The organism is Halosimplex pelagicum, from assembly GCF_013415905.1.
Lineage (GTDB): Archaea > Halobacteriota > Halobacteria > Halobacteriales > Haloarculaceae > Halosimplex > Halosimplex pelagicum.
The window spans coordinates 4,344,177-4,354,169 of sequence record NZ_CP058909.1 but is presented as its reverse complement, the minus strand read 5'-3'; the positions used below and the strand labels follow the sequence as shown (position 1 = coordinate 4,354,169).

The 9,993-nt window shown below is 70.9% G+C and carries 9 protein-coding genes; 3 read left to right on the top strand and 6 right to left on the bottom strand.

Going from position 1 to position 9,993, the window contains the following annotated elements:
• Nucleotides 1-44: 44 nt before the first annotated feature.
• Entirely contained in the window at nucleotides 45-2,078 is a 2,034-nt protein-coding gene (gene malA / locus HZS54_RS21685; protein WP_179919185.1) for an alpha-amylase MalA, read from the bottom strand.
• Between the two features lie 557 nt (nucleotides 2,079-2,635).
• Between malA and HZS54_RS21680 the strand changes: the two genes are divergently transcribed.
• Nucleotides 2,636-2,974, top strand: coding sequence for a DUF7510 family protein (locus HZS54_RS21680; RefSeq protein ID WP_179919184.1), 339 nt, complete (start codon nucleotides 2,636-2,638; stop codon nucleotides 2,972-2,974).
• 38 nt (nucleotides 2,975-3,012) lie between these two features.
• Here HZS54_RS21680 and HZS54_RS21675 read toward each other — a convergent pair whose 3' ends face one another.
• On the bottom strand, nucleotides 3,013-4,065 hold the full coding sequence (locus HZS54_RS21675) for a glycosyltransferase family 4 protein (RefSeq protein WP_179919183.1): 1,053 nt from the start codon (nucleotides 4,063-4,065) through the stop codon (nucleotides 3,013-3,015).
• A gap of 446 nt (nucleotides 4,066-4,511) precedes the next feature.
• On the opposite strand from HZS54_RS21675, the gene malQ reads away from it, so the two are divergent.
• Nucleotides 4,512-6,002: a 4-alpha-glucanotransferase gene (gene malQ, locus HZS54_RS21670; protein ID WP_179919182.1), complete on the top strand. Its 1,491-nt coding sequence runs from the start codon at nucleotides 4,512-4,514 to the stop codon at nucleotides 6,000-6,002.
• Between the two features lie 51 nt (nucleotides 6,003-6,053).
• Here malQ and ddfA read toward each other — a convergent pair whose 3' ends face one another.
• From ddfA to HZS54_RS21650, 4 genes are all read right to left on the bottom strand, one after another.
• Entirely contained in the window at nucleotides 6,054-6,359 is a 306-nt protein-coding gene (gene ddfA, locus HZS54_RS21665) for a DdfA family disk-determining factor (RefSeq protein ID WP_179919181.1), read from the bottom strand.
• A 298-nt stretch (nucleotides 6,360-6,657) separates the two neighbouring features.
• Entirely contained in the window at nucleotides 6,658-6,948 is a 291-nt protein-coding gene (eif1A, locus tag HZS54_RS21660) for a translation initiation factor eIF-1A (protein ID WP_006883989.1), read from the bottom strand.
• Nucleotides 6,949-7,032: 84 nt separating this feature from the next.
• Nucleotides 7,033-8,238, bottom strand: coding sequence for an NAD(P)/FAD-dependent oxidoreductase (locus HZS54_RS21655; protein WP_179919180.1), 1,206 nt, complete (start codon nucleotides 8,236-8,238; stop codon nucleotides 7,033-7,035).
• A gap of 115 nt (nucleotides 8,239-8,353) precedes the next feature.
• Complete coding sequence (locus tag HZS54_RS21650) at nucleotides 8,354-9,400, bottom strand: phytoene/squalene synthase family protein (RefSeq protein ID WP_179919179.1); 1,047 nt, start codon at nucleotides 9,398-9,400, stop codon at nucleotides 8,354-8,356.
• Between the two features lie 244 nt (nucleotides 9,401-9,644).
• On the opposite strand from HZS54_RS21650, the gene HZS54_RS21645 reads away from it, so the two are divergent.
• Nucleotides 9,645-9,953, top strand: a complete 309-nt coding sequence (locus HZS54_RS21645; protein ID WP_179919178.1) for a hypothetical protein — start codon at nucleotides 9,645-9,647, stop codon at nucleotides 9,951-9,953.
• The last annotated feature ends 40 nt before the right edge of the window (nucleotides 9,954-9,993 follow it).

Here is a 9,993-nt window from a genome sequence, read left to right as displayed (position 1 = left end):
CGTTCGGACGGCCGGCGAACGGACTCCGGTCGCCAGCGCCGCGTTCACGACCGACCCGCCGGCAGGACGGCGACGCTGTCGACTCGGAGCCCGTCGGCCCTCCCGACCGAGTCGCCGGTCAGCAGATCCGTCGCGCCCGCCGCGGCGTCGACGGCGACCGTCGCCGGCTCCGCGCCGAAGTTCAGGACGACAACGACGGCGTCGCCGGTAATCCCGGCCTCGGCGTCGTGCTCTCCGCGACCGCCGTCAGCGGCGGCTCCCGTCGGCGCGTCGGCCCGCCGCCGGAACGCGACCACGCGGTCGTCCCACCCCTCGCGGACCTCGTAGTCGACCCGGTCGAGCGCGGCCGCGGTCGCGAGCGAGCCGCGCTCGCGCCGCAGCGCGGCCAGCCGGCGGACGTGCTCGCGCAGCGACTCGTCGGCGTGGGCCCAGGCGAGGGCGTCGCGCTTGCCGCGCTGGCCGAACTCCTGGCCCGCGTAGACCATCGGCGCGCCGGGGAGGGTAAACAGCGCGCCCAGCGCCGCCTCCGCCGCGGGGCGGCCGCATTCGACGAGATAGCGCGTCTCGTCGTGGTTCTCGGCGTAGAGCATGAACCCGGCGTGGTCGGGAAACCCCGACCGGGCGCGGTCCTCGACGGCGTCGAGCACCGCCTCCGCGGGCTCGCCGTTGCCCACCCGCCGGAGCGCGGCGTAGGTCGTCGAGTCGAAGTGTACGTCGAACAGCCCCGCCTGGAAGTCGGGGATGTAGGGGATGGTCTCGTCCAGCAGGAGAAAGTCGGCGTCGCGGGCCTTCAGCCGGTCGTGGACCTCCCGCCAGAAGGCGTTCGGGACCGCCCACGCCATGTCGCAGCGGAAGCCGTCGACCAGCGGCGCCCACTCCTCGACCGCGTCGAGGAGGTGCCGGCGCACCGGCAGATGCGAGAAGTCGAAGTTGGCGATCAGCTCCCAGTCGAAGTACGTCTCCGGCTCCCCCGGCCCGCGCCACTCGTACCACTCGCGGTACTCGCTCGCCGGGTCCGAGACCGCCGCCTGATAGTAGGGGTGAGCCCGCGCCGAGTGGTTGCAGACCAGGTCGAACAGCACGCGCATGCCGCGGTCGTGGGCCGCCTCGACCAGTCGCTCGTACTCCTCGCGGGTGCCGAGGTCCGCGGCGAGGGCGAAGAAGTCCGTGACGTTGTAGCCGTGGGGCGCGTCGTCGTTCGCCAGCACCGGCGTCAGCCACAGCGTGTCGACGCCCAGTCCCTCCACGTAGTCCAGCCGCTCGCGGATGGCGTCGAAGACCCCGCGCTCGTCCGCGGCGTCGCCGTCCTGGCCGGGGAACGTCCGCACGTACACCTCGTAGATGACCGAGTCCTCGGCCCACGCCGGCGGGTCGTAGGGGCGGTGGATGGTGATGTCCCCTCCGTCGCGACGGATATCGACCGCGTCCGGGACGCTGTAGCCGTGGCGGCCGACGGCGACGGCGTGGACCCGCGCGCGGTCGGAGATGGCGTCGAGCGGGACCGTCAGCTCCCCGCCCGCGATCCGCACGTCCTCGCGGTCGAGGTCGTCGCGGTCGTCCAGCAGGAACGCCACGTCCAGGTCCCCGGCCGTCTCGCTCCCGTCGGGATGTGGTTGGGGGTCGGTCTCGACGACGACGCCCTCCTCGGTGACCGTCGCCGAGAGGGAGAGTCTGGGGCGGCCGCCCCCGTCGGGGTCGGCGGCCGTCTCCTCTCGGTCGTCCGCTCGGTCGGAGCCGTCGCCGGCGTCGCCGCTGGTACCGGCGGCGGCCTCGTCGGCGGTCGTCTCCGTCGCGCCCGAGGTGGGGTACGAGGGGGCCTCCGAAGCGGGCGCGAGCCCGCCGGGGAACGCCCGGACGGTCAGTTCGTGGCGGCCGTCGGGCGCGTCGAGCGCGACGACGTACCGGCCCGGTTGGTCGGGGTGGAAGTACTCGACCGGGTCGTCGCCGACCGTCGCGGTCGAGTCCGCTGGCGCGGCCGCGACCGTCCAGGCGTAGGTCGCCGCCGGGTCCGGATCGCGCGGCGCGAGTTCGACCTCGTCGCCGACGGCCACGAACCGCGGCGGTCCCGGGTGGTGCATGCCCACACCTGCGCGCGTCTGTCCCTTCGGGTTTGCGGTGCGCGCGATTCTGTCGAGGTTGTCGTGTCCGTCGCGGATCGTCAGTGGACGGGGTGAGCGCACTCGACTCGACCGCACTCGACTCGACCGTCCTCGACGACAGGCGATGAAAGCTCTCGACCCGCTCGCTAGCAATTGGCTCGACCGTCCTCGACAGCACGCGCTGAAAGCCCTCGCCGCGCTCGCGGTCGCTGAGCGGGATATCCGCGCTCTCCGCACGGCCCGCGCTGATAGTGCCCGCTCAGGCGACTGAACTGCACGCGAGCGCGCCTCGCCCTTTCAGTCCACCAGGACAGCACAGCACCGCACAGCAACCGCAGACGGCCACGGACCTCCCCAGCCGATTCGCGACACACGAGTCGCGAATCCCTCGCGCGATTTCGTCGCGCGCACGAGAGCGCGCTCCAGCACGCGCCGACCGCACCGTTACCGCCTCACCGCTACCGCCGCCACCGCTACCGAACGCCAAGTCCGAACCGACGCGAACAGTTAAGTCGCTCTCGGCCGGCCGTCGAGACATGAGCGGGACGAACGCGGACGGGCCGGTCTCGGTCGACGTCGACATCGAGGACGGGCGGACGACCGTCGAGGTGACGGGCCAGCGTCGGGTGGCGACCGTCGTCCGCTCGGAGTCGGGCGAGCGGATCTACCTCCCGCCGGAGCCGACCGACGACGAGGACGGCGAGGCGACCCCCTACCGGCCGACCGGCGGCGACAACCCCTACGAGGGCATCGCCGACGACAGCCCGTACGGGTCCAGCCGACGCGCGCCGGCGACGCTCGGCCGGTCGCCGACCGCCGACGGGTTCCGCATCGTCCACCCGGAGCCGGTGACCGACGTGCGACTGCTGCGCTGAGGGCCCCCACCCGGACGCGACCGGCGCGGCCGCCGCTGTTACTCCGCGACGATCTCCTCGTAGAAGGCGACGTGTTCGTCGGCGACGGTCTCCCAGGTGCGGGGCTCGTACTCCAGGGGCGTGTCGGCGGCCAGCGCCTCGTCGATGCCGTCGGCGATGGAGTCGGAGTCGGTCTCGACCTCGACGACGCAGTCGTCGGGGAGCACCTCCGCCGCGCCGGACTCGCTGGCGACGACGCGGGTGCCGACCGACAGCGCCTCGACGATCGTGATCCCGAACGGCTCGGCCAGCGACGGCGAGACGAACAGATCCGCGGAGGCGTAGTAGTCGCCCAGCTCCGGCTCGGGGACGTAGCCGACGAACTCCACCTGGTCACCCAGGCCGAGCAGGTCGACGAACTCCTTCAGCTGGTCGGTGAGGTGACCCGTGCCGCCGAGGACGAGCGTCGCGTCCGGGCGGCGGAGCTTCGAGAGGGCGTAGACGAGGTGGGAGATGCCCTTCTGGTCGGTGTGGCGACCGACGAAGAAGAGCATGGGGCCGTCGATGTCGAGTTCGGCCTTGAGGTCGCGACCGGTGGGTTCGACCGACGAGAAACCGTTGTGGATGACGCGGGCGTCGCCGCCGTACTCGTGGACGATGTTCCGGCGGACGAGGTCGCTGACGGCGACCAGGTGGTCGGCGCGGTCGACGATCCGCTGTTCGGTCTCGACCTCGCGGTCGGGCGGCTGGCGGTTCCGGTCGGTCGTCAGCGAGTGGAACGTCGTCACCCACTCGGCGTCGTGGGTGGCCTGGGCGCGCGAGCCGGGGCCGTAGCCGAACCAGTCGTGGGTGTGGACGATGTCGGCGTCGGCCGCGTAGTCGACGAACTCGCCGGCGAGGCGGTTGATCCGCGTGCTCACGTCGCCGTCTCCGGTCGGGACGCCGTGGACGTTCTCGCGACCCTCCGGCGCGTACTCCGCCGGGAGGACGAGGTCGACCTCGACGTCGTCGCGCGCGTCGAACCTGTCGACGAGTTCGCCGACCGCCGTGTCGAGGCCGCCGCTGACGTTCGGCGGGAACCCCCACCCGAGCATGAGAACGCGTGGTACCATCTGACAGCCCCTTCGCGTTACCCCCACTTTACCCGTTCGGCCGCGACACCGCCTGCCGCGTCGACACGTCGGTCTATCGACTACTCCGCCCGACCGCCAGGCCGATCACTCGTCGGGCGAGGCGCCGCAACCCACACAGACGTACGCGTTGTCCGCCTTCACGACCGGGGAATCGCAGGACGCGCAGTTCAACCGCTCGTTCCGGGTTTGACGAGGGTATCGACTCATATCCAACGATCGGGGCAGCAATCTAATAAAAGTTTACTCTAGCTCCGAATTTCGGTAAAATATTGCTGTATCTGGGCCGATAGGGGCGCATATGTTGTGAAACGTACGTCTCCGTATCGATAGGGAGTCGGGGGTCGGGTCGGGGACTCGAACCCTCGGGACCGGCGCGCCAGCGGCGCACCCCGAGTTTGAAATCGTCGGGGAGTCAAGGCGAGTCCATGCAACAGGAGCGCCGGAGCGGCGTGTTTCTGCATCTCACCTCGCTGCCGGGTCCCCACGGGGTCGGCGACCTCGGCGCGGGGGCGCGGGAGTTCCTCGACTTCCTCGACCGGGCCGACCAGTCGCTGTGGCAGTTCTGCCCGGTGGGCCCGACCTCGGCCGCCTACGGCCACTCCCCGTACGGCTCCTCGTCGGCGTTCGCCGGCAACCCGCTGCTGGTCGACCTGGTCGACCTCGCCGACCGGGGGTATCTCGACGACTCCGACCTCGACGGGCCCGAGGGCGCCGAGCCCGGGAGCGTGAACTACGAGGCGGTCGCACCGTTCAAGCGCCAGCGTCTGCGCGCGGCCCACGACACCTTCACCGCGGAGGCCTCGGAGGAAGAACGGGCGGCGTTCGCGGCGTTCCGCGAGCGCGAGGCGGCGTGGCTGGAGGATTACGCGCTGTACGCGGCGCTGAAGGACGCCCACGGCGACGCGGCGTGGACCGACTGGCCGGCCGACCTGGCGCGGCGCGACGCCGACGCGCTGGCGGCCGCGCGGGAGACCCACGCCGAGGCCGTCGACTACCACGCGTTCGTCCAGTGGGTCTTCGACGCCCAGTGGCGCGAGCTACGCGCCGAGGCCGCCGAACGGGGGGTCGAACTCGTCGGCGACCTCCCCATCTACGTCGCCCTCGACTCGGCGGACGTGTGGGCCGACCAGGACGCCTTCCAGCTGGACGAGGGGGGCGACCCGACCGCCGTCGCGGGCGTCCCGCCGAACCCGGGCGACGACGGTCAGCGCTGGGGCAACCCCGTCTACGACTGGGACCGCCTGCGCGAGACCGACTACGAGTGGTGGCGCCGTCGCCTCTCGCGACTCCTCGACCTGGTCGACCTCGCCCGCATCGACCACTTCAAAGCGTTCGACGAGTACTGGGCGATCCCCGCCGACGCGGACGACCCCGCCGCCGGCGAGTGGCGACCGGGTCCGGCCGACGACTTCTTCGAGACGGTGGACGAGCACCTGGGCGGCCTGCCGTTCGTCGTCGAGGACCTGGGCTTCCTCGACGAGAGCATGGTCGCCCTGCGGGACCGCTTCGAGTTCCCGGGGATGCGGGTACCCCACTACGCCGACTGGTGCGCCGAGACCGACCGGTACAAACCCGCGACCTACCCCCGCCAGTCCGTCGGCTACACCTCGACCCACGACACCGACACCGCCGTCGGCTGGTACGAGTCGCTCTCGGCCGAGCAACGGGACTGTCTCCACTACGCGCTGGCGACCGACGGCGAGCGGATCGCCTGGGACCTGATCGAGGCCGTCTGGGACTCCGACGCCGCGCTCGCGCTGACCACCGTCCCCGACCTGCTCGAACTCGGGAGCGAGGCGCGGTTCAACGTCCCCGGCACCGCGGAGAACAACTGGCGCTGGCGGGTCACCGCCGACCAGCTGGACCCCGCGGTGGCCGGCGAACTCGCCGGCGTCACCGCGGCGACGCTGCGGTAGTCGGCCGCTCGCCGGGCGGAAGCCGGCGGCGCTCGGCCGTCGCGGCGGCGCTCAATCGGCGAGCGGTTCCTCGCTCGCGTCCGCACCGGCCGGCGGCGCGGTGGCGGCCGCGCTCGCCGGCGACGCGGCCGGCTCGGCGGTCACGGCGCCCGACCCGTCGACCGTGACCTCGTACCCGCAGTACTCGAACGCGACCGTCACCGGGGCCCGATCGCCCGACACCGGTCCGAACAGGCCGTTCAGCGCCTCGGGATCGAGGGTCTCGGACAGGGGCGGGAGGTCGACGGGGTCGACCCGTTCGGCGGCGGCGACGGTTTCGAGAACCGAGAGCACGATCGTACGGCAGTCGTCTTCCATGCCCACGTGGATTCTATCCGGGGGGATAACGTTGTTTGCGAGGTCGCTGCGGCACCCGAGCGGATACGAACCGGACGCGTGCCCGCTCCGTATCGACCGCCCCCGATCTGAGTGCCGCCGCTCGCCGCTGCTCGCCGCCGATCTCCGTCCCTCGCCGGCACGGCGGCGTCGCTACCGGTCGCTCGGGAGGCTACCGACGTGGCCGAAACGTCTCACAGACCGAAGGCACCGACGTGGCCGCGGCTGCCGACGGCGCGACAGGGGGTCGCCGCTACGGCGCGGTCGTACTCGAAGAGAATCAGTCGATGTGGCCTTCGTCGCGCAGCTGCTCGGCGTCCTGCTCGGAGTAGCGCCACTCGATGTTGGCCTTCTCGTCCTGCCAGTCCCACGGTTCGACGAGGACCACGTCGCCCTCGCTGATCCAGGTCCGGTACTTCATGCGGCCGGGGATCCGACCCATGCGGTCGACGCCGTCCTCGCACTGGACGCGCACGTGGTTCCCGCCGTTGTGCTGTGTGACCACCGCGAACAGTTCGTCGTTCGAGGGCATTCGGAGGTTCCGACGCCCGCTGTTGTCGCTCTCGCTCACAGGATGGGTACGAGCCCGACACGTTTAAATCACCTGAGTCTCGCGGTACCACGTCCCACGCGCGGCCGCCCGACGGCGTCGCGGTCAGACGTGCCGGACCAGCGCGCGGGCCTTCGAGAGGTCGCTCGCGTCGAAGGGGTACAACTCGAGGTAGTCACGGAGGGTCAGCTCGTAGCGCTGGAGCCGGTCGACCTGCGCGTCCGACAGGCGACCGGCGCTGGTGACGAACCGCCGCTGCTGGCCGGGCGTGAAGTCGTAGAGCAGCTCGCAGACGATCCGCTGGATCCGCCAGTCGAGGCCCTTCTCGTCGTTCCAGCGGTCCTCGTAGACGGCGAGTCGCTCGCGGAAGGTCTCGCCGCGGTCGAGCGCCGCGAGCGCGACGGTCGCCGCCATCTCCGCCGACTCCATGCCCGGGCGGATCCCCTCGCCGAACAGCGGATTGATGCTCGACACGGCGTCGCCGACGGCGACCAGGCCGTCGGTCGCGCGCTGGTTGATGGAGTTGTTCGAGACGGCGTCGCCGGCGTGGACCGCCCGGATCGACTCGGCCTCCCAGCGCGGGTCGGCGGCGAGCCAGTCCTCGACGTAGTCGTCCATGGTGCCGTCGTCGGCCGGGGCGTGAGTCTCGTAGAAGTCGTCGATCCAGCAGATCCCGGCCTTGAACGCGTCCTCGCCGGCGGGGAACGTCCAGGCGTACCCGCCCGGCGCGTCGTCGTGGTCGAACCGGAACAGCATCGAGTCGAGGTCGTAGCGGCCCTCGACCTCGTACTCCTTGCCGACGCCGTGCTGGGCGGAATCGGGGTCGAACATCCCGAGTTGCTTGGCCAGCACGGCCCGCGGGCCGGTCGCGTCGACGACCAGATCCGCCCGGAGCTCGCGGCGCTCGCCTCCGGACGTGTACTCGACGCCGACGACGCGGCCGCCCTCGCGGATCGGCGCCTGCACGCGCGCGCTGGTCCGGATCTCTGCGCCGCGGGCCTCGGCGTCCTCGCCGAGGTACTCGACGAACGCGGGGAAGTCGAGGACGTACCCCGGGATGTCGAGCGTCGAACTCGCGCCGGGGGCCTCGAACACCACGTCTTCGTTCTCGGCCATCACCACGTCGTCGGGGATCCCGTAGCGGTCGATCACCTGGCGGAAAGTGCCGCCAGTGGACTTGTCGTTGTCCGAGAGGGCGTCGTTGGATTCCAGGACGACGACGTCGTACTCCGAGCGGGCGGTCACCTCGCGGGCGAACTGGAGCCCCGCCGGCCCACCTCCGGCGACCACCACGTCAGCGTCTGCCGACATGATCCGAGCTATCGGCCAGTACGACTAATCCGTTCCGGTGTCGCCCGAGGGCGGCCGCTCGCGGCGGTGTCGTCTCCCGAGAACCAGACCGGACGCCGGACCGCCCCGACTCCAGTCAGTACTCGTCGAGCGGCTGCTGGCGTATCTTCGAGCGCAGCTCCGCGACCGACGGGTCGTCCTCGCCGGAGAACATCGCGAACAGCGTCGTCACCTCCGAGCGTGAGACCTTCACGTCGCCCTCCTCGATCACGTCTTCGGGGCGCTCCTCCAGTTCGCGCAGCGTGCCGACGGCCAGAAGGAAGGGGATGGCCCACGCCGAGAGGGTGTTGCCGCGGATCTCCGGCATGGCTTCGAGCCAGGTCTGGGCGCCGTCGAGGTAGCCCTCGGCGCGGTCGACGACCCGGCGGATGACGGGGACGAACTCCTCGCCGTTGTCGCCGTCCCGGATGTCCTCGGTGTCGAGCTGCTGGTCGTCGAGCAGCTCCTGGGGGATGTAGACGTTGTTCTCCTCCTCGAAGTCGGTGGCCACGTCCTTCGAGACGTTGACCAGCTGGAGGAGCATCGCGAACGAGCGGGCGTTGTTCTGGAGCGTCTCGCTGACGGAGTCGTCGACGTTGCGCGAGAGCAGGCCGGTGACGAGCGTCCCGACGGTGCCGGCGGCGTACCAGCAGTACTCCTCCAGTTCACCGAAAGTCTGCAGGCGGAGTCCGCCCTGTTCGGCGTAGCGCTCGACGAACATCGCCATGCCGCTGACGAGTTCGCGCACCGGCGGTCGGATGGCCGCCCGGGAGTCCTCGTCGAGGCCTTCGAACGCGCGGAACACCCGCGGCGACTGCGCGACGACCTCCCAGTCGTCGTTGGGGCTCTCGGGGATCCACTCGTCGACGGCGGCCCGGAACTCGGCGATCGTCGCGTCGTCGTCGGGGTCGAGCACTCGGTTGTACAGGTCCAGCAGCGTGCGCTGCTCGGCCGGCGGGATGTGCCCGGCGTCCTCGACGGTGTCCGCGATCCGACAGAGGAGGTAGCCGACACAGATGTCGCGCGACATCGGCTCGTCGAGCTCCGCGACCGTCAGCGCGAACGTGCGCGATACGTCCTGGACGGCGTCGTAACAGTAGTCGAGGTCGTCCTGAAACATCTGTTCGGTCTGGTTCCGTGACATTCCCGATACACCCCCTTAACATTCCACAAGTAAAAAGTTCGCCTACTGTTCGCCCGAACGGGTCCGGGGGTTCGCGCCGCCCCGCCGCCAGCGCCCGCCACCTCGTGTGGGTCCAGGTAGCACCGACCTATCTGTCAGCTGTCACCGGCGAACGGGCGGTCCCGACCGGGAGCCGTCCCGCGGGGTCTGGGAACGCGAACCACGGGAGAGAAAGGCTTTTTCGGACGTGCTTCAAGCCTCGAATATGGGTCGTGCGGGGACGCGCTTTCGACGGCGGTTGCGAGCGAACAGCCCGTGGCTCGTCATGGCCGCGGTGGTCTACACGGTACTGTTCGGCGCCGGGCTGGCCGTGATGGCCGCGTACTACGACGCGGACCTGGTCGCGGCAGTCACGGGCTCGGTCGGCGGCTGGCTCTTCCTGGCTTCTGTCGGCGGACTCGCGGCGTTCGGCGCCGAGCGGGTCCGGGAGTACTTCCGGCCGAACTTCGAACCCGGGCACCCCCGCGACGAGTACCTCGCTTCGACCGCGCGCTGGTTCGAGGACGAGGACTGAACTGCGAGGAGCGAACCGGCGGCGCTCGGACACCGGCTCG

What these genes read in the sequence shown, in the direction of transcription:
- malA (WP_179919185.1), bottom strand. Translation starts at nt 2,078, where the DNA reads ATGCACCACCCGGGACCGCCGCGGTTCGTGGCCGTCGGCGACGAGGTC.
- HZS54_RS21680 (WP_179919184.1), top strand. Translation starts at nt 2,636, where the DNA reads ATGAGCGGGACGAACGCGGACGGGCCGGTCTCGGTCGACGTCGACATC.
- HZS54_RS21675 (WP_179919183.1), bottom strand. Translation starts at nt 4,065, where the DNA reads ATGGTACCACGCGTTCTCATGCTCGGGTGGGGGTTCCCGCCGAACGTC.
- malQ (WP_179919182.1), top strand. Translation starts at nt 4,512, where the DNA reads ATGCAACAGGAGCGCCGGAGCGGCGTGTTTCTGCATCTCACCTCGCTG.
- ddfA (WP_179919181.1), bottom strand. Translation starts at nt 6,359, where the DNA reads ATGGAAGACGACTGCCGTACGATCGTGCTCTCGGTTCTCGAAACCGTC.
- HZS54_RS21655 (WP_179919180.1), bottom strand. Translation starts at nt 8,238, where the DNA reads ATGTCGGCAGACGCTGACGTGGTGGTCGCCGGAGGTGGGCCGGCGGGG.
- HZS54_RS21650 (WP_179919179.1), bottom strand. Translation starts at nt 9,400, where the DNA reads ATGTCACGGAACCAGACCGAACAGATGTTTCAGGACGACCTCGACTAC.
- HZS54_RS21645 (WP_179919178.1), top strand. Translation starts at nt 9,645, where the DNA reads ATGGGTCGTGCGGGGACGCGCTTTCGACGGCGGTTGCGAGCGAACAGC.